Source organism: Acidobacteriota bacterium (assembly GCA_018001935.1).
Classification (GTDB): domain Bacteria; phylum Acidobacteriota; class JAAYUB01; order JAAYUB01; family JAAYUB01; genus JAGNHB01.
The window spans coordinates 493-21,272 of record JAGNHB010000065.1 but is presented as its reverse complement, the minus strand read 5'-3'; the positions used below and the strand labels follow the sequence as shown (position 1 = coordinate 21,272).

At 61.1% G+C, this 20,780-nt stretch carries 11 protein-coding genes, 1 tRNA gene and 1 pseudogene; 9 read left to right on the top strand and 4 right to left on the bottom strand.

From position 1 onward, the window contains the following. Position 1: 1 nt before the first annotated feature. The gene (locus KA419_18215; GenBank protein ID MBP7867868.1) at positions 2–2,920 is read right to left on the bottom strand and encodes a YncE family protein; all 2,919 of its coding nucleotides are present in this window, start codon (positions 2,918–2,920) and stop codon (positions 2–4) included. 113 nt (positions 2,921–3,033) lie between these two features. After that, positions 3,034–3,121 (bottom strand) — tRNA-Leu (locus KA419_18210). Between the two features lie 261 nt (positions 3,122–3,382). On the opposite strand from KA419_18210, the gene KA419_18205 reads away from it, so the two are divergent. Together KA419_18205 and KA419_18200 are read left to right on the top strand one after the other, a co-directional pair. Beyond that, on the top strand, positions 3,383–4,384 hold the full coding sequence (locus tag KA419_18205) for a tetratricopeptide repeat protein (protein MBP7867867.1): 1,002 nt from the start codon (positions 3,383–3,385) through the stop codon (positions 4,382–4,384). Positions 4,385–5,138: 754 nt separating this feature from the next. After that, a complete protein-coding gene (locus tag KA419_18200; GenBank protein MBP7867866.1) occupies positions 5,139–5,489 on the top strand; it encodes a hypothetical protein in 351 nt (116 codons plus the stop codon). Between the two features lie 11 nt (positions 5,490–5,500). Here the strand turns inward: KA419_18200 and KA419_18195 are convergent, their stop codons facing one another. Both KA419_18195 and KA419_18190 read right to left on the bottom strand, forming a co-directional pair. Then, a complete protein-coding gene (locus tag KA419_18195) occupies positions 5,501–5,779 on the bottom strand; it encodes a PqqD family protein (GenBank protein ID MBP7867865.1) in 279 nt (92 codons plus the stop codon). Continuing rightward, on the bottom strand, positions 5,776–7,620 hold the full coding sequence (locus KA419_18190; GenBank protein ID MBP7867864.1) for an ABC transporter ATP-binding protein: 1,845 nt from the start codon (positions 7,618–7,620) through the stop codon (positions 5,776–5,778). The genes KA419_18195 and KA419_18190 overlap by 4 nt, the downstream gene beginning before the upstream one ends. Before the next feature lie 976 nt (positions 7,621–8,596). Here KA419_18190 and KA419_18185 point away from each other — a divergent pair. The 7 genes and pseudogenes from KA419_18185 (at position 8,597) to KA419_18155 (ending at position 20,367) form a co-directional block, all read left to right on the top strand. After that, positions 8,597–9,160 (top strand): annotated as a pseudogene (locus KA419_18185) (hypothetical protein). Positions 9,161–10,195: 1,035 nt separating this feature from the next. Next, positions 10,196–11,302, top strand: coding sequence for a hypothetical protein (locus KA419_18180; protein ID MBP7867863.1), 1,107 nt, complete (start codon positions 10,196–10,198; stop codon positions 11,300–11,302). Beyond that, the gene (locus KA419_18175) at positions 11,280–16,055 is read left to right on the top strand and encodes a DUF11 domain-containing protein (protein ID MBP7867862.1); all 4,776 of its coding nucleotides are present in this window, start codon (positions 11,280–11,282) and stop codon (positions 16,053–16,055) included. The genes KA419_18180 and KA419_18175 overlap by 23 nt, the downstream gene beginning before the upstream one ends. Positions 16,056–16,060: 5 nt before the next feature. After that, entirely contained in the window at positions 16,061–16,381 is a 321-nt protein-coding gene (locus tag KA419_18170; protein ID MBP7867861.1) for a PqqD family protein, read from the top strand. Between the two features lies 1 nt (position 16,382). After that, complete coding sequence (locus KA419_18165; protein ID MBP7867860.1) at positions 16,383–17,519, top strand: radical SAM protein; 1,137 nt, start codon at positions 16,383–16,385, stop codon at positions 17,517–17,519. A 222-nt stretch (positions 17,520–17,741) separates the two neighbouring features. Continuing rightward, on the top strand, positions 17,742–18,590 hold the full coding sequence (locus KA419_18160) for a hypothetical protein (protein ID MBP7867859.1): 849 nt from the start codon (positions 17,742–17,744) through the stop codon (positions 18,588–18,590). 1,255 nt (positions 18,591–19,845) lie between these two features. After that, on the top strand, positions 19,846–20,367 hold the full coding sequence (locus KA419_18155) for a S24/S26 family peptidase (protein ID MBP7867858.1): 522 nt from the start codon (positions 19,846–19,848) through the stop codon (positions 20,365–20,367). Positions 20,368–20,780 lie beyond the last annotated feature (413 nt).

Here is a 20,780-nt window from a genome sequence, read left to right as displayed (position 1 = left end):
CTCAGAGCGTGGGGATGATGGTCATCATCCCGTCGGTGCCCTGTATGGAGGTGGCGAAGATGGGCTGGTCGTTGGTCCCGATCACCTTCATGTAGCCGACGAAGTTCTGCAGGCCCTCCACCGGGCCGAAGAGCCACTCGTCCCCCAGGAAGAAGAAGAACTGGGCGTGGGGGCCGATGAGGGGGTCCACCAGGGACTGCGCCACGAGCTGGCCGTCGGGGTTGTAGATCTCCACCCGGACCGTGGCCGGCGCCTCGTTGGGGTTGTACAGCACGTAGGACGTGTAGTAGGGCTGGATGTTGACCGTGTACGGGAAGAGGATGCTGGTGGAGGCGTCGGGGCCGAAGCGCAGCTCGTCCATGGTCATGTTCTTGAAGAGGAGGAGGGGGTCCACCGTCTGGCCTTCCGGCGGCGTCCGGAAGAAGGTGTAGGAGTAGGCGCCGCAGACCTGGTCGTGGTCGGCGGTGATGGTGATGGAACCGGTCCAGACCTCGGGGCTGTACTTGTCGTGACCGAGGAGCTGCGGCATGGAGAGCGTCATGAGGAACTCGGAGTGGTTGAGGACGTCGAATTCCTTCGTGACGGTCAGGTTCCCCTGGAAATCACGGAAGTCCAGGCGCAGGTGGGTGTACTGGTTGATCAGGTTGCCCGACCCGTCCACGACGCCGGCGATGGTGCGCGGGCTTTCGCAGACGATGTACAGGGTGGTGTCGAAGCCGCCGCCCACGGCGTAGTAGGGCACGTGGAAGGGGTGTTCCGACGAGTCGAGCTGGATGTTCAGGGGCGGGCAGGCGTACAGGAACGTGGCCGCCGCGTTCTTCCCCTCCACGGTCATGTAGGCGTTCGTGAGCACGTTGGTGGTGTTGAACACCCGGACGTACCCGGGGGTGGCCACGGACCCGAAGTTCTGGTCGATGCCCCCCGACTCCGGCACGATGAAGGACACGTTGCCCCCGATCACCTCCTGGCCGGTGTCCACGTACTGGATGCGGTTGACCTCGTACATGTTCATGTAGGGGTTCACGTAGTGGATGGAGGTCGGGACGTCGGCGGTGCTGTAGAGGCAGGGGAAGATCATGTCCTGGTAGGTGCGGGGGGCCACCCGGAGGTACTCGGCCTTGAGCAGGGTGCCGTCGGCGGCCAGCGTCCCGTTGAAGACCACGCCGCGGAGCGGTTCCGTGGGGTGCACCGCCTTGAGGAAACCGTGCTGGTTCGTGACCTTGTCGTAGTCGGGGATCAGCCCCTGGGTCATCCGGACCAGCTGCTGGCCCGGCGCCAGGGTCAGTTCGTAGGGCTCGATGATGTGCGACTTGCTCTCGGAGTCCACCCAGAAGAAGGGGTAACCGGCCCGGACGTCGTCGTCGGTGGTGTTGGTGTCGTTGGTCTGGAACGACTGCACCCAGTACGAGATCGGCTGGTCGGTGGGGTTGATGAGGGCGACGGAGGAGAAGTGGCCCGTCTCGATGAAGATCCGGTCGGCGACGGAGAAGACCATGTTGTCCGGCGGGGCGTTCTCCTTGAGCACCCCCGTGAGGTAGTCGGCGACGAGGAAGGTTCCCGACCCGGGGATCATGGCCATGGTGACGGGGAGCATCCGGGTGTCCGAGGTGTTGAGGATCGTCACCGCCGTGGACTGCTTGAGGTAGCCGGTGGGCAGCCGGGGCACCACCTCGCGGTGGTTGTCGTAGAGGGTCTGGTTGAAGCTGCTGAAGGAGGGGAAAAGGATGTCCCAGGTGCCGTCGCCGTTGGGCGTGAAGGCCATCTCGGTGGACGACGCCATGTTGTAGTCCGGGCTCTCGTAGGACAGGGTCTTGTAGTAGTAGAGGTCCGGCCAGGTGTAGAGCACCACGCAGGCGTAGCCGCGGAGGTTGATCCCCGTGCTGTCCACCTTGTCGTAGGAGACGTTCTGGATCACCAGGAAGTTGTGGGAGGGGTCCAGCTGCAGCTTCATGGGGTCGCCGGGGACCGCGATGTCGTGGTACTTGCCCTGCTCGTCCTTGTACCGCTCGCCCGTGGCCGGCTTGAAGAGGTAGACCAGGTCGGCGACGCCGAAGGCCAGGCTGTAGCCGATGGAGCCCACGAACCCGAGGGAGTCGTCGTCGGAGAGCAGCACGTTGTTCCGGTAGGTCAGGTTGGGGGAGTGGGTGCCGATCGGCGGGTTCTCCACGAAGAAGGAGATCTGGTGGGTCTCGGTGAAGGTGGCCGTGCTGATGACCGACACGGTCTCGTTGAAGGTGTTGGTGCAGCAGAGGAAGGTCCCGTCGTGGCTGAGGGTGAGCTGCGCGGGCCCCACGGAGATGTAGTAGTAGGGGTAGCGGGAGAGCAGCTTGAGGGCCGAGGTGACCTGGTAGGCGACGGCGTCGATCTTGAGAACCTCGTCGGACAGGGTGGAGGACACGTAGGCGGTGGCGCCGTCGGGCGTGAAGACGACGTTGCTGCCGAAGCCGAAGTTGTACTCGGGCGTCGGGATGGTGGCCTTCACCGTGAGGGCCGCGGTGTCGATGATGCTGATGGAGCACTCGGTGTAGGGGTAGGTGCCGTAGTTGCCCATGTTCACCACCCAGATCTCCGACTTGGAGGGGTTGAAGTACATCAGGCCGGGGCGCTTGCCCACGGCGATGGCCTTGATGAACTGGTTGGCGGGGGCGAGTTCGCGGGGGTGGACCACCAGGACGTAGCCGTTGTCGGGGTGGCTCCCCGAGACGATGTAGTTGGTGAAGGCCCGGGTCCCGTCGTCGGACAGGAGGAGCGTCGGGGCCATGATGTCCTGGGTGTTGAGGCGGAAGGAGAGCTGGAGGGCCTTGATGTCCGCGGGCGCGGTGTCCGCGTTCGGGTCGATGACCGCGTAGGTGGTCTGGGCCGGGGAGAAGACGGACAGCCCCAGTACCGCCAGGAAAAGGATGATCGTTCTGTTAGACAACCGCATCGGACCTCCAGGGATCACAGATCAACAAAAAGACCGCATCATACCACGAGTGGCGCCGGAATGCAAAAAAATGAAAAGGCGCATCCGGGGATGCGCCTGGGGTATGTTGGTGCCGAAGGGGGGAGTCGAACCCCCACGGGCGCAATGCCCACTAGACCCTGAACCTAGCGTGTCTGCCAATTCCACCACTTCGGCGTCGGTCTCAAAGAGCGAAAGCGCATTTTACGGATTTTTGCCGCGTTGTCAAGGGCGAAATCGGGGGAAAAAAATGCCCCCCGGCTCACGCAGGGTCTTGACAGGGCCCTCGGCCGCAGGTACAGATAGCATGCTGGCCCGGGGCGTGTGCCGCCGGGGGCAGGTTTCGATGCAACGACTTCTTTGACAAAGGGATGGCAGCCCTCACCCCGACACGGGTCGAAGCGGTCGGCCGTTCAGACACACCACCCGGGAGGAACCATGGTCAAATCGTTCGGAGGCATGCAGACCGTCATCCTGTTCGCCGCCCTGGCCGCCCTCGCGTCGGCGCCGCTCCGGGCCGAGGCGCCCGCCTACTCCCTGTCGGAGTACAAGGCCTACATGAAGGTCCACGACGCCATGGACCCGGCCGAAAAGGAAGCGTTGATCTTCGACTTCCTCGACTACAACGCCCAGTCCTCCCTGACGGCCAACGTGCTCTACGAACTCCAGGCCTACCTGGACACCCTCTTCAAGGAAGGGCGGCTGGACCAGGCGGCCGTCGCGGCCAAGCGGGCCCTGGACTACCACCCCGTGGCGAGGGACCTCGCGGAGCGGGCCATGGCCCGGCTCTGCTTCGTGCGGGGCGACTGGCCGGGCTTCGTCACCTACTCCGAGATGATCTACAAGCGGGTCCCCACCCCCCGGCTGGCCGCGGAGATCGCGGTGGCGGCGTTCAAGAGCGGGGACACCGCCCGCTTCGAGCGCTTCACGGCCATCGTGGGCGAGAAGGGCGACACGAGGGAGAAGGCCGACCTCCACTTTACCGTTTTCCAGGAGCACGTGAAGGCGGAGGCCGCGGAGAAGGCCCTTGCCGAGGCCCGGGTCCTGGTGGGGGTCCTCGACCTCCCCGAGAAGCCGGCGGACTTTTCCGGGGACTGGAACGTCTACCAGCTGGACGTGCTCAACCCCGCCCTGGGGACCGTCGGCATGGCCCACTACAAGGCCGGGGAGTGGGCCCAGGCCATCGAGGTCCTGCAGAAGATCGTCAAGCGCAACCCCCGGGACGCCTCCACCTACTACTACCTCGGGACGGCCTACCTCAAGCAGGACAGCCTGCGCCTGGCGGCCGAGAATTACGCCTGCGCCGCGGTGCTGAGCGCGGGGCCGGTGTCGGAGAAGTCGGCCGAGATGATCCGGAAGATCATCACCGCCACCGAGTCCGACGAGCGGGCCTACGACGCCTACCTGCAGAAGGCGAAGGAGAAGCTGGGGCTCGGCTGAGACCCGGGACGGGGACCACGGAAGACACCACGGAATACACGGAATACACGAAAAGAAACCACGGATGAACACGGATGAGCACGGATGAACACGGATAGACAGGGATAGACAGGGATAGACAGGGATAGACAGGGATAGACAGGGATAGACAGGGATAGACAGGGATAGACAGGGATAGACAGGGATAGACAGGTATAAGGCGGATAATGATGCGTTCGCAAAAAGTCGGGAAACGAAGAGGAAAGTGTATGTAAAGCCTTTGTTTGAGCCATCGCCCGGAGGGCGATGGTACTTTTTGCGGGACCGTCGGATAATAACCACGAACCACACGAACCTCACGAACGGTGCGAACGACACGAACGGTGCGAATGTCACGAAAAGGAGGCATTCCCCGCGGGCGCCATCCGTCCGTCGGGCCCTTCGGGGCCTTTGCTCTTCTGCTCTTCTGCTCTTCTGCTCCTTTGCTCTTCTGCTCCTTTGCTCTTCTGCTCCTTTGCTCCTTTGCTCTTCTGCTCCCTTGCTTCTTTGCTCCTTCAAACATTCAAACCTTCAAACCTTTAAGCCTTTGGCCCTTTGGCCCTTGTTGTCCTTTTCGTCCTTTTGGCCCTCGTTGTCCCTTTGGTCCTTTTGGTCCTTTTGGTCCTTTCGTCCTTTCGCACTCCCTTGTCACCAAGCGAACCGCACGCCTGAAAAGGCCAACCCCCATCGCCGGGTGCCTTTGCCCCAAGAGCTTTCTCTTCCGGAAGGCGCGTGGTTGGGGTTGGGGCCGCGCCGCTCCGGCGGCCTGCGCGGCGCGGTCAAAGCGGCGCTCCGGAAGCCTGCGCGCCGCACTCCCCAGCGCGGTCCCGGCCCCGGCCCCGATGCCGACTGCGACGGCGATCCCGACTGCGACGGCGATACGGATACCGACTACGAGGGTGACTGCGAGACCGTTTCCGACTGCGACTGCGATCCCGACTGCGACGGCGATACGGATACCGACTACGAGGGTGACTGCGAGACCGATTCCGACTGCGACTGCGATGCCGACCCCGATACCGACCCCGATACCGATTCCGATTCCGATACCGACCCCGATGTGAATCCCTCCGGACCTTCAGCCTAACAGCCTTCAGCCTAAAAACCTTCCTCCAACAGCCCCCTCGCCGTCATCTCCTCCACCAGGCGCTGCAGGTCGGCGGCGAGACGCTCCGGTTCCACCGCGTACTCCCCCAGCAGTCGGGCGGCGACGTCCCCCAGGCGGGCCCCGTCCCCCAGCAGTTCCAGGAAGCGGGTCCCCACGTGATCGAGGGCGTAGCAGGCGCCGGTCGCGGTGTCCAGGAGCGCGGTCTGCCCCCCCACCGTGCAGGACACCACGCGCGAAGGGACCCGCCACCGGGCGTCGGGGTTTCTCATACGTTCCTCCCCCCGGCCCGCATCTGCCGGGTCCAGGACTGGGCGTAGAGGCCCTGGCGGGCCAGAAGCTCGGCGTGGCTGCCGGACTCGACGATGCGGCCGCCGTCCATGACGTGGATGGTGCGGGCGTACATGGCGGTGGTGAAGCGGTGGGTGATGACGACCGCCGTGAGCCCCTCCGCCAGGCGGAGGAAGCGCTCCAGCCAGTCGGCCTCGGCCCAGGGGTCCATGGCGCTGGTGGGCTCGTCGAGCACGAGGAGGGGGGCGCGCCGGTAGAAGGCCCGGGCCAGGGCGATCCGCTGCCACTCGCCCACGCTGAGGTCCGACCCGCCGAGGAAGAGCTTGCCCAGCAGGGTGTCGTAGCCCTCGGGCAGGCCGGCGACGATCCCCTCCGCCCCGGCGTCGCGGGCGGCCCCCTCCACGCCGGGCCCCGTGGGGGGCGTCGCCAGGTCGCCCAGGGCGATGTTCTCGGCCACCGTCAGGTTGTAGTGGACCGGTTCCTGGAACAGCACGGTGACCCGCCGGCGGAGGTCGTCCAGGGGGAAGCGCCGCAGGTCCGACCCGTCGAGGGTGATCCTCCCCGCGCCGGGGTCGTAGAAGCGGCAGAGGAGCTTGAGCAGGGTGCTCTTGCCCGCCCCGTTCGGGCCGACGATGGCCGTGACCGCGCCGGTGGGGATCGTCAGGTCGAAGTTGCGGAGCGCCGGCCGCCCGCTGCCGGGGTAGGTGAAGCTCACCCCCTCGAAACGGACGCCCTCCCGCAGGGCCGGCGGCGCCGGGACGGGGTCCGGCGGGCCCGTCACCCGGGGCTCGAGTTCGAGGAAGGCGAAGAGGTCCTCCAGGAAGAGGCTGTTGCTGTAGATCTCGCCCGCGCTCGCCAGCAGCGACCCCATCAGCCGCTGGCCCTGGCTGAAGGCCTGGTAGCACAGGGCGAGGTCGCCGAGGGTGAGTTCGTGCCGCAGGGCCCGCCACACCATCCAGGCCATGGACAGGCCCGTCACCAGCAACGCGAGGGCGCCGGCGGCGAACTCCGCCCACCCCTCGGCCCGGGCCAGGTCGCGGCGCTCGGTCCGCAGCCGGCGGCGCAGGGCCTGGTAGAGCGAGCGGAAGTGGGGCCCGAGGCCGAAGAGCCGCGCCTCGGCCGCCGTCTCCCGCGCCGTGAGCAGCCAGTCGTAGTACCAGGTCCGGCGCTCGGCGGGGGTGTTGCGCAGGTGCCAGTGGAACCAGCGCAGGCGGTGGCGGAGCACCACCCAGAAGGCGGGGAGGGTGCACAGCAGCAGGGCGGCGGGGAGCCACGGGCCGTAGGGGAGGAGGATCACGGCCATGGCGGAGAGGGTGAGCCCGTTCTGGGCCAGGCCCCCCAGGTTCTCCAGCAGCAGGACCGGCCGGTAGCCGGCCTCCCGCTGGGCCCGGTGAAGGTGGTCGAAGTAATCGGGCTGGTCGTAGTAGGCCAGGTCCACCGCCATGGACTGCCGGTGGATGCGGTCGCGGATGTGGTCCTGCACCTGCTCCGAGAGGCTGTCCCGCACCCAGGCGCCGAGGCCCCGCAGCAGCTCGTCGGCCAGGAGCAGGCCGGCCATGAGCGCCGCCACCGGCAGCAGGGGCTGGACCGACTCCCACGACGGGGCCGGCGCCTGCATCACCCGGACCAGGCGGTCCACCAGGGCCCGGGTGAGGTAGACCAGGGCCGCCGGCAGCAGGCCCTGCACCAGCAGCACCCCCGCCCAGGCGGCCGCCCACCGCGGGGCCGCCGCCCACACCAGCTTCACGGCGCGCAGCAGGTACGGCAGCGTCCCCCGCGCCTGGGTCAGTTTTTCCCGAAGGATCTCGACGTCTTTCGTCATCGGCGCCCGCCGCTCCCGGGTGGGTGTCCCGCTCCCCCTCTCGCGGAGGGGCGGGCCCCACCAGTTTAAACACAAAATAGCGGAAAGGGATACCACATGCAACCGGAATGCGCCGCCTCCCGTCCGCCAGTCAGAGCCGCGCGCGTAAGCAAGCGGCCAGAGGACCCCCGCGCGCAAGCAAGCGGCCAGAGGACCCGCGCGTAAGCAAGCGGCCAGAGGACCCTCGCGCGCAAGCAAGCGGCCAGAGGACCCGCGCGTAAGCAAGCGGCCAGAGGACCCGCGCGCGCAAGCAAGCGGCCCGATCCGACATCCCCGCAAAAGCCCTCTCCTCCCACCGAGGCGCCAGGCCCGGAGAAAAGCAAATCGTATTTACAGAATTGATGCCCTCGCATAAAGTCCGGATTGTGATCTCACAGAGGCACAGAGGCACGGAGAAGAATCGTAAGGATTGTTGATTCTGTTAAATACGATTTGCATTTCTCTGTGCCTCCGAGCCTCTGTGAGAGAAAAGAACTTTTTGCGAACGCATCAGAATCAACAAACAGCCTTTGTCAAATTGAGCGGCAATCGGAAAGAACGCTCTGCTCCCGCCGCCTTCGGGGCGGGTTTGCCCCCACGTTGAGACGTCTTGCCCCGGGGGCCAGACGCGGGCGCCGGCCGCGAACGTGCCACGGGCCGCTCGTTCGGGGCGCCCGCGTCGCCGCCCCCGGGACGCGGCCGCGGGGGGATCAAGAGCACCCTGAAAGGGTGCGGGGAAGGCGGGTTGCTCCCGGCCGACGCTCCCCGGACCGGAAGACCGCACCCAGGGATGCCGCCCCGCAACTCAACACGCCGCGTCCGGGTTGCCCCTTGGGGGGCGCGTGTTCCGTGCTTCCCATCCTCCCGCGGTTATTCCGTTTCCGTGTTATCCGTGCTTATCCGGTGCGCCAGGGAAAGCCTGGCCGATCTTGCAAACTGAGAGGCGCTTGCCCTGTGAATTGCCTGTTCGACAAGGAAAGGAGGACCGCTTGAGTCAAAAGGTCTCCGCGACGGAAAGGCTGCCGGAAGGGTTCGAGCCCGAGCCGGGGGTGCCGCTGAAAGTCTCTCTTCTGCGTTGGAAACTGGGCCGCAAGGCCAAGCAGGAACCGGCGTTCCGGTTCGATACGCGGACCTTTCCAGTTACTTCGACACCATCGACCACCACCGGCTGAGGGGACTGCTGGAACGGCGGATCGCCGACCGGTAGGTTCTGACGCTGATCCGGATGTGGTTGAAGTGTCCGGTGGCGGAGGACGACGGGCGCGGGGGTCGAAAGACCACGCGGCCGGAGAAGGGGACGCCTCAGGGGGGCGTGATCTCCCCGCTGCTGGCGCATCTCTACCTCCACGAGTTCGACAAGGCGTTCCACGGGACGGACGGGCCGAGGCACTGGGCCAACGCCCGGCTGACCCGGTACGCGGACGATTTCGCCGTGCAGGCGCGTTCCTGGGCAACTACTTCAACCTCGGGTATCCCCGGAAGGCGTTTCGGCGGATCAAACACTTCGCCCGATGCCGGTTGATCGGCTTCCTGCGCCGAAGGAGCCAACGGCGGATGAAGATCCTCCAGGGGGAGGAGACCTACTACGCGGCGCTGGAGCGCCTGGGTCCCGTTCAACACTGAATGCGTCCCCGTCAACTCCCTGCACACGCCTTGGGGCGAGAGCTTGTCGGATACGGGAAACCCGCACGTCCGGTTCGACGAGGGGGAGTGAGTCGGAGTGCATGGCATACGGCTATTGAGGCACAGACCGGGGAAACCCTGAAACACCCTATGCTGGAGCCTAAACACTCTCGCTTACTCCTCAACTCTACTGGAAAAGATCGGTAATCGACCGGCGAAGTCGCGGTTTTCGGGGATTACGAGGGGGTAAACAAAGCCGGAATCCGGTTCGGGTCCGGTCCGGCCGGCCGGGGCATCCAAATTGTCTAGCTGTTTTGAACACCGCTTTCGGGGTCGAACTTCCGGAAACCGGCGGCATCTCCCCCGGGCCGTGTCCGGCCGGATCTTCGCCCTCCGGGTGAGTTGCGGCGTAAATGCAAAGTCCGGCGGGGGATGAAGCCGTCTATCGATTCGGAAGGCAGCCGATGGACCATGCCACGCTCGCGGAGGCCCAACGACCCGGCCCGACCAGCGGAATGGTATCCGGATTGCTTAAAATCGGAACGGACGGTTGTGTATTACCCGGCTCCCTCCATCTGGGGAGAAGCCGTGTACTGGGTTTTCTGGCGGCCCTGGGCCGCGCGGGGGCGGTGACAGGACGATAGCGCGAGCACGCTGTGTCTCTCCAGAAACAAATTCGCAACGTATTTGGAAAAAAGGATTGCGAAATGCGGTTTCTGGCCGACTGGACGGCCACCCCGCCGCCCTCGCTTAAAAGGTCCTCGGAGCTTTTGGAACGCGGGTTTTCCCGAACAGGGCCTTTCGTCGTCGGAGCGATATTTTACTTGCAGGTTGCCTTGCTTTGTAATAGTATCTATTTTTAGTTGGAAACGCATAGAATATGTTTGCATCAAAGTTTCGGGATTCGAAGAGCTTTCGGTAAAGGGGAGCCGTTATGAGATCCAGAATGAATTTGTGGATGACGGGGATCGTTTTCATCCTGTTGGCGCCGGTTTTCGTCCCGGCCGTGACCCTGTCGATCGAGCCCATCACTTGGGACATCGTCGGCTTGGACAGTAACTCACCTGCAACTGCCGGGCCATACCGGTTTCCCATCGGGGTGAGGGTCACAAACGAAGACCCGACAACAACATCCAACAGCATCTCAGTGACGTGGGAGTGGCAGTCGGACAATACGCCGGAGTGTATCGAACTGCGAGATGACTCGATGGGAACACCGGGTCACCCGATCACGCTCATACTGGCCCCCGATACTTCAGCCGATGTCTATTTCGAGATCGAGATCGTTCGGGCCGCCTCGAGTCACGATAAGTTCCGGCGCTACCAAATCACGGCCACAGAGTCCGGAATCGGCGGCGGGACGGCTTCAACGCCCACTCCCCGACAGGTGTACGTTGAGAAACTGGTTTCCCAGAACCGGAACTACATCACGTCCATCAGTCTGGATGGAACAACGATCCCGTTCGGCGGTAGTATGAATCTCCTAGTGGGCCAGACGTACGACATAACACTGACAGGGGGGACCGCTACTGGCGGATACAACCAGCTTGAGACCTTTATCAACTTCCCCAACACCATCTTTCAGATCAATTCGGTTACTACGACCTACGATGTGGAGTCTACAAGGGTTACAAACCCATGGCCAAACCTGTACGCCGATGCCTGCGGGTGGGACGCCGACCCCTCCAGCCCTAACTATCGCTCATGCATCATCGACGATGACAAGGCGGGTGGGAACACCGTAACCACCGTCTACAACGTAACCATCATCAGCGGGGGAGGCACCAGCGAGACCCTCCACAGCCTGTTCCACGACTTTTCCGGCAGCAGTTACCACTACAACGCCGACTTCTCCTCCAGCTTTGTCATTGCCAACATCAAGACGCCAACCATCGCAAAAAAATTCACCCCCAAGGCCATCCTCCCCGACGGGACTTCCGTTCTTACTTTCACCCTGACCAATCCATCCTCCGAAACCCTGACGGATCTGAATTTTACTGACTCTTTCTGGAATGAAGGTGGCCAGCGTGACGGGTATTAGCTATAACGATATCGGGGGAGCATTTGATCCCCTGCCCGATCCTGATGACACCTCCGTTTCATTCTCCAACGGCACGCTCCTTCCATACAGCGTGGGAACCATCACCGTGAATGTGACAGCCCCCGAGGGCACTTATCCCAACGATACTGGACACCTTTTTATAGGCGAAGAAGATACCGGCAGTTTTGGCAGTGCCACCTTGACGGCTTCCTCCGCACCGCCTTGCACCCCAGGGCTCACTCTGGCTACTTTTCAGATGGGGACAACCGATCTTCCTCCCGTTTTCACGTCCAAGGCAGCCAACGTTTCTACCGCCACAGCAAGTTTCGCAACAGCAAACCATAAAATTGATACAGCACAAGGTAACCCGGTTAATTCTTGGTCGGGCGAAGGGTTTCCGAAAAGTACTCCTCCCGGTTCAACAACTTCGCCTTACTTTGACATTACCGTGGATACAAGCAAGTATGAGGATGTTTCCATCACGGTGCAGACTTATCGGGACGCCGACTGGAGTGATACAAACACAACAATGTACGTGTGGTCCAGTTCCGATGGCGGGGCTTCGTTTACGGCGACTTCTCCCGCCACTGGTACTTTACCCAAAACGACCTGGAGCGCCGATCAGACATTTGCAGCAGCAGCCACGGGCTCGAGTACGACAATATTCCGGATCAATGCCTACGGCGCCAACAATCCAAACTCCGAAATGAATCTCGACAACATCGTTGTAAGAGGTTGCGGAATCGCTCCTCCGCCCCCGACGATAGCCAAATCCTTCTCACCTGAAACCATCACCCAGGGAGACACTTCAACGCTGACCTTTACCATCACCAACACGACACTGGGGAATGTCGCCCTGACGGGAATCGCTTTCACCGATGTCTTGCCCGTTGGGTTGACGGTGGCCTCTGGTACATCGTCGCAATGCGGGGGCACATTGACCACCACCGCGCCTCGGACCATCGCTTTCAGCGGCGGATCACTGTCCGCCGGCGGCAGTTGCAGCTTCAGCGTCAGCGTTACCGGCGCCACTGCGGGGCAATACGAAAACGTCAGCGATTACATCTCCTGCAACGAGGGAGGTACGAACACGAGTTCCAGTGGCTATGCGACCGACACTCTGACCGTCAATGAGCCGGTCTACCCGCCTGTTCTCTCCAAGTGGTTCAGTCCATCATCCGTCCTCCTGACCGGCTCCTCGACATCGACGCTGAACTTCATGATCACCAACCCGAACAAAGCAACAACACTCCACAATATCAGCTTCACGGATACCTTGCCGGCGGGAGTGACCGTGGTGACTTCCCCCGTTCCGACTTCTGCCTGTTCGGGCTCTTGGAGCACCACGGCTCCGGATTCGATCTCTTTCAGTGGTGGCCAGCTTGCCCCCGATACCAGTTGTTACTTTAGTGTGACAGTCTATCCCACCACGACCGGGACGAAGAACAACACGACTTCCGTCGTGACCTCCGACGAAGGATCCGGCAGTGCAGCTTCTGCCACGCTTCAAGTTAACGCCGGGGTGTCGCTGCTCGCGCTGAACAAGCAGATTTCGACGACCGGCTTGACCGGGCCTTGGACCAAATGGGTTGGATTTGCGAATGCGACGTTTCCTAAAGACGTGTATTACCGATTCTTTGTCTCCAACGACGGCGAAACCGATCTCCATTCGATCAGCGTAACAGATGACAGGTACACCCTCAGTTGTACCTGGCCCAATCCATTTACATTGACGCCGGGCAGCACTGCCGAATGCACTTACGGTCCGGTGTCGGTAGTTTCCGCACCCTCCAGTCCGTACGTCAACACAGCATCCGCCACCAGCACTGAAACTCCCGACGCGGTAACCTCGTCGGCGGAGTACGGCCTGAAGCATATTACTATCATCAAGGATTCCGAGGAAGGGGCTTTCTCTGCGAGCGGAGACGTATTACACTACCATTACAAGATCTCGAACGACGGTCACTACCCCTTGCTTGGCCCGGTGACAGTTTCGGACAACAAAGTGACGACGGTTACCTGCGATGACGTGACCACTGCCATCGAAACCGCAACCGGGAATCCCGGCAACGGCGACAAGTACCTGGATCCGGGCGAGAGCGTTTATGCCGCGTCCGCGGAACCGCATCATGTGGTTTCCGAGGCCGAACTTACGGCAGGTTTTGTCACCAACGAAGCGTCCGCCACGATAGACGGCGTCACGTCAAACATTGCGACTAAAACGGTATATTACAGTAACAACCCCTTGCATGTTTTCTTGTCTGGCTTCCGCGCCTACGCGGAAAACGCTCGTGTAATCGTTTTCTGGGAAACGGCCGGAGAGCGAAACACGCTGGGGTTCCAACTGTTGAGGCTGGACCCGAAGACCGGAGGATTCAATCCCGTCAATGCAGGCCTTTTGCCTGCATTGGCTCAACCCCACCGTGGAGGTATCTACCGCTTACGGGACGATGGCGCTTCGCCCGGAGGGACATACACCTATCAACTTGTCGAAGTGGAGACTGACGGCAAGCGGATGACATACGGTCCCATCACGGTTTGCGTTGGCGTCGCCAATGGGGACGAACCGGCCATGTCCGGGTCTTCGGCATACGACCGCCGTGTCAGGGATGATGCTCGTGCGGAGATGAAGGCGGTTCAGGCCGCCAAGGTGGAATCCCTGGCCAACGAGAACATGGCGACAGGCGACCTCATCAAAATTACGGTCTCCGAGAAAGGCCTCTATTTCATGGATGCGTGTGATATTGCCTCGCTCCTGGAAATTCCCCTCTCTGAAATCGCCCCGATGATCCAAAAAGGCAAGCTCTCCCTGAGCAGCCAGGGCGAACAGATAGCCTATCTGCCTGCGCCAAATGATACAGGTCTCTATTTTTACGGAGCAGGCGTGGACAGCCTCTACACTCAAGATAACGTTTATTGGCTCGAACGGGGTGAAGGGCGGCTCATGTCGGAGATCCACGGCATGAAACCCAGGCCGTCAACCCAGGAGGCAAGTTTCAGCGAGACCCGGCATTTCGAGGAAAATCTGGTGACGATGGGCTCGCAGTACGAGGACGAGGACTATGACCAGTGGTTGTGGGGTTATCTGTTCGCCAGCAGTTCCTGGCAGGATCCGCCATTGGATTTTACTTTCGAGGTTCCCAGTCTTTCCGAAGCTCAGACCCTGGCCACCATCCGGCTGCAACTTCAGGGCGGGTCGGACGCGGGGGTTGCCAATGACCACCACGTTGCTCTCCGACTCAACGGGCAACCATTGGCTGAGGATTGGTGGAGCGGACTAACCTGTCATACCGTGGAATCGGCCGCACCGCTCAAAGAGGGTGAAAACACGCTGACCGTGGAAGCGAAGTCTGAAGGGAGTGTAGCGTACAATTCATTTTTCATCAATTACTTCGATGTGACTTACAAACGGCTATACGAGGCGCAAGGAGGCTGCCTTTTCTTCCGGGGGGATGGTAACCGGACCGTGACCTTGAGAGGCTTCTCGTCGAAAGATGTTCTAATCTTCGACCTCACGGACCCTCTACAACCCAGACTTCACGGTGCCACCACCATACGGCAAAACAAGACCGGCTACACGGCCAGTCTTTATCCGGCGACCGCCGATACCCCTTATGTAGCGGTAACCCAAGATGGCATACAACGGGTTTACGGTAAGGCGGTCGGAACCTTCACCCTTTCATCCCAAGGCACTGGGGCCGATTATCTCATCATCGCTCCCGCCCGGCTTTTACCGGCGGCACAGACGCTGGCCGATTACCGGGCCGGCCAGGGTTATAAGACCCGAGTCGTGGACGTTGAAAGCGTGATGAACGAGTTCGGCTTTGGCCTGTGGGATCCTGAGGCCATCCGAAGTTTCCTGTCTTTTGCGCATGCCAACTGGAGCACTGCCCCGCGTTTCGCCGTCCTGATTGGTGACGGCAGCATGGACTACAAGGACTACCTGGGCTTTGGAGGCTGCCTGATCCCGTCTCCCATGATGCCGACACCCCATGGCCGTTTTGTTTCGGACAACCATCTCGCGGATTTTGATGGGGATCATGTACCGGAGATCGCGATCGGAAGGCTCCCGGTGACCACTGCGGATGAATTACTCGCGGTTGTCGGCAAAATCCAACAATATGAGAGAACCGCGGCCAACGGGAATGTGGTACTCCTTGCGGACACGCCGGACAGGCATGCGGGGAACTTCATCACAGACAGCGAGACGCTTGCCTCGCTCTTTCCCGTTAATTATGCCTTAACAAAGATTTATCTGTCCAACCCCGCGGACGTCGGCACAGCGAGATCAAGGCTGTTCGCTGCCATCAACAGTGGCGTGGACTTTTTCAACTACATCGGCCATTCCAATGCGTATCTGTTTTCCAATTCCTGGTTGTTGTATTATTTGCCGGAACTGGGGTACAATGATTTGCCTCGCTTCCGAAACGCGGGAAGACTGCCGATCATGACGGTTTCCGGATGTTCCGTTGGGGATTTCTCGAACCCTTACCGTATTATTCTGGCTGAAGCTTTGCTTTTCTGGCCCTTTGGAGGCATCGCCGCCGTCTGGACATCTACCGGTTTTTCTGATGATGTGCCAGGTGCGCTCCTCAGCCGGGACTTCTACAACGCCTATTTGCAGTCCGGGCCGAACGCCGCTATCGGAGACGTCGTGCGTCGGGCCCTTTCAGCCTACAAGAACCGCGGCAAGGACTTGTACATGATCGATGTTTATAATCTGATCGGCGACCCCGCACTCCGATTAAGGTGAAGAGGGTGATGAAGATTGAAAATTCTCAAGTGGCTCTTGCCGGGAAGGTTTACGAGAAAACAGGTTCTCTCGTTACACGCCGAATCGCTGGAGAGCTAATTCTCGTGCCCATATCCGGCGACTTGGCGAATCTTCAGCGCATTTTCACTCTCACACCGGTTGCTGAATTCATTTGGGAACGATTGGACAAAAAGCGGGACTTGATTGGGATTCGCGACGATGTTGTCGCTCGTTTCGACGTGGAAAGCTCTCAGGCGGACGCCGACATCTTCGCTTTTATAGAGAAACTCATCAACGCTCGACTGATCAAGGAAGTGGAGAAGTGACATGGATTGCCTGGATGTGGAGCGGTCGGGCATCAAGGCGTATTGGCGGGGTTTCCTTGACAGGGCCATAAAACAGAAGATTCCCCTCTCTGGGGCTCTGGAGTTGACCCGCCGGTGCAACCTTCGTTGTGCGCACTGTTATCTGGGACACGGGGCTTCACGGTTGGTCCACCCCGGCGAGGAGTTGGGAACGGACCGATGGCTATCGCTGATCGATGAAATGACTGCGGCCGGCTGTCTGACCCTGTTGCTGACTGGGGGTGAACCTCTTCTCCGTGAAGATTTTACGTCAATCTACCGCCGGGCCCGGGAGAATGGCCTTCTGGTAGTCGTCTTTACCAATGGGACCCTGGTGACTGAGGACCTCCTAAGGCTTTTTCAAAAATTCCCCCCCGTAGAAGTTGAGGTCAGCCTCTACGGGGCTTCGGCCACGACCTTCGACCGCGTCACCGGGATGCCGGGATCCTATGAACAATGTATGCGCGGGATAAAAGCGCTGTTGAGCAACGGGATTCGCGTGAACCTGAAGACGATCCTGATGACCCTGAACCATCATGAACTGGTGGACATGGAGAACATGGCTCGGGAGTTGGGCGTTGGTTTCCGTTTTGACTCGGCTATCACACCCTGTTTGAATGGTGATGACTCTCCCTTGGAACTCCGGGTCACCCCAGAGGAGATCGTTGCCAGGGAAATGGAAGACACTTCGAGAAGGGAGCGGTGGAGGAAGCATTATGAGAAATGTAAAGACATAACACTGGGCAATCGCCTGTATGGTTGCAGCGCTGGGTACACCAGTTTTTACGTGGATGCTTCAGGCCGCATTCAACCTTGCCAGATGACAGGTGATTTAGGGTTTGATCTCTTCGACGGTTCATTTCTCGAAGGGTGGAAGAAGATAACTGAAAGGATCGGTGACTTGAAAGCGGAAGCCGACTTTGCATGCCGGGACTGTAAAACCATCAACCTCTGCGGATATTGTCCAGCCTTTTTCAGGCTGGAAACCGGCCGGGCGGATATCCGTAGCGAATTTCTTTGCCGAATCGGTGAACTTCGACTCAGTTACATTCGCGAAAAATTGACGGAAGGAGCAAAACGTGAAAGAAAATCAAGAGCGGACCGTAAAACTACCGTATGATAAGCCAGAACTCCAAATTGTTGAGTTAGCCGCCGATGAGGTCCTTGAAGTGGGATGTAAAACGAGTAGTTCTGCCACTGCTATGGTGGATCGGCGTTGCAATGTTGGTGGTTGCTCTACAATCGGTTCATAAGTGTTCCAACCGTGGATTAGCAGGGAGATCATTTCCCAGGGATTTTCTTGAATATAGATATTGCTGACGTACATTTTCGATTGAGTTCTATGGGTAAGCCCATCAACACTGTAACCCATGACGTCATTTATCGTCCCTTTATCAAGGAGAATCCACCTTCTATTGGAAATTCTGTACCTGTTGATGTGAATGTCGAGATCGACCGGTTTCCCGTTTTTTGCCAGGATATTAAATTGTTTGATACTCGCGAATCATGGTCCATTTATCGCGAGGGCGAGGAGTATATTTGGGTTAACGCTCGCGAACCGAGTGAGTTTTTCTGGGCGGCGCGCTTTAAACGCCGGATGACAACTGTGATTGTGTATTGCCGTGAGCGCTTTCTCTCCATTGCCGATGGTCGGAAGTTGGTCTATAACCCGATGACGTATCCCCTGGACCAATTTCTCCTCATGTACGCCCTTGCCGAAAGAGGTGGGGCGATACTCCACTCCTGTGCGGTGGAACTGGGCGGCGGGGGGGTGGTCCTGCCCGGGCGTTCAGGGGCCGGCAAGACGACGATCTCCCGGCTGCTGGCCTCGCGGGGACACCGTATGCTCAGCGACGACCGGGTGGTGGTCCGGAAAATCAACGACGCGTTCCATGCGTACGGGACCCCGTGGGCAGGGGAGGGGAAGATCGCCGAGAACCGGAAACTCCCGCTGAAGGGATTGCTCTTCCTCCAGAAAAGCGACGACAACCGGCTGGAGAGACTCACCCCGGCCGCTGCGTTCAAACGCCTGATGCCGGTGACGTCCATCCCCTGGTTCGATGAAGAGGTTCTGCCCTCCGCGCTCTCGTTCTGCGAGAGCCTCATCTCGAACATTCCCGCCTACGACCTTCACTTCCGGCCCGATGACGCGGTGGTGGACCTGCTGGAGGCGTCGGCGGCGACGCTGTGAGCGCCTCCCGGGGCATGACCGGACCTGAACCCCGAAACCCAAACCTTTGATCCTCACGAAGCGCACGGACCCGGCGATCCGCACCAACGACGCGAAACGCACGGACCGCACGAAACGCTTTCTAAAACGGATGCGCACGGATTCACACGGGGCGTCCAGGGCAACGAGCGGGTCGACACCGCGTTTTGGCGACGGTCGGCATTGTCCGGGGCCTGAGGTGGTTGGGACCTTGCCTTTGCCCCGCTTTCCCCCGCGCGTTGCCGGCGGGGGAATCGCGAGGAGGCCATGCGGACGAGGCAAGAAGCGGGGAGGCGAAGGAGACGAGGTTTGCGTCCTCACTCCGTCCGGAGTGAGATTTGATGCGTTCGCAAAAAGTCCTTTTCTCTCACAGAGGCACGGAGGCACAGAGAAATGCAATCGTATTTAATAGAATCAACAATCCTTATGATTCTTCTCCATGCCTCCGTGCCTATGCGAGATCACAGCCCGGACTTTTTACGGGGGCGTCATATTTGTGTAGAATGAGGCGGATGAACGAGGTTCCGGAACTCCGTCAGGAGTTCAATGACTCCCTCGCGGCGCGCGGGGCGCCGGGTCGTTCCAACGCCGACGCCATCTCGGCGCGCGGGGCGACGGGTGGGCGCCTCGGCAAATTGAACTCCTGACGGAGTTCGTGGACTTTGTACAACGCATTGTATCTACAAAAATTGCACTCCTGACGGAGTGCGGAATCCGGCCGGGGCCGGCGGTCGGGCGGCGGGTTCGGGCGGGGGTCGGCGGCTCGGGGCGGGGCTGGGCGGAGGCCGGTGACTCGGGGCGGCTTCCGGCCGGGGTTGGTGACTCGGGGCGGTTTGCGCCAGGGGCCGGCGGCTGGGGGCGGATTCCGGCTGTGGTAGGTGGCTCGGGGCGGTTTGCGCCAGGGGCTGGCTACTGGGGGCGGGATCCGGCCGTGGCTGGCGGCTGGGGGCGGGTTGTGCTCGGGGCTGGCGGCTGGGGGCGGGGTTAGGCGGCGGGGTTGGGCACTTCCGGCGCCGGACGGTGTCTTTTGGGAAACGAATCGAAATGGCAGTGGCGTTGGGCTCCGGTTTGCGGGAGAATATCAGGGATTTACGGGCCTGCTCGAGGCGTTGTCACGACCATTTCGAGGCCTTCGACTTCGGGAACGATCGGATAGCGAAAAAAATTCCGGAAGAGAAGTGAGATCAACACCCAAATGAAAAGGGATCAAGGTGCTATTTGCCCTCCGGACGCCGTCTTGTCCGTCTCGGTCCTGGCGGGCCCGGATGTTGAACCGGGCCCGGGCGAAGGGATTTCCCTGAGCACCCCGGAACTGGCGGGGCTGATCGAGGCCGTGCACGGGACGGGGGCGGCCGTCCGCTTCCGTGCCCGGGGCAACAGCATGCGGCCGGCCATCCGGGACGGGGACTTCATCACGGTCCACCCGCTCGGCGAGTTGACGCCCCGCCGGGGGGACGTGCTCGCCTTTCGTCTCCCGGGGCAGCCCCGCCTGCTGGTCCACCGGGTGCGGAGCTGCCGGCGGGGGCGCTTCCTCCTGCAGGGGGACGCGGTGCACTCCGCCGACGGGTGGGTCGGGGCCGCCGACGCCCTGGGCATCGTCACGCGCGTGGAGCGCGGCGGGGCCGTGCGGTGGTGGCCGAGCCCGCTGGAGCGCCCCCGGCTCGCCCGCCTGTACTTCGCCCTCTACGCCTTCTGGCCCCCGTTGCGCCGGCTCCTGGCCCGGGTGCGGGGGCGGCTGCGTTTCAAGCACGGACCCTGACCGGTTTGACCACGGAGGGTCGGAATTAAAACCACGAACCACACGAACCACACGAACGCCGGCCGGGCTGGCCCCTTGACCGGTTTGACCACGGATGAACACGGATAGACACGGATGGCTGGAATTAAACCACGAACCACACGAACCACACGAACACCGGTCGGGCTGGCCCCTTGACCGGTTTTACCACGGATGAACACGGATAGACACGGATGGCTGGAATTTAAACCATGAACCACACGAACCACACGAACACCGGCCGGGCTGGCCCCTTGACCGGTATTACCACGGATGAACACGGATAGACACGGATGGCTGGAATTAAACCACGAACCACACGAACCACACGAACACCGGCCGGGCTGGCCCCTTGACCGGTATTACCACGGATGAACACGGATAGACACGGATGG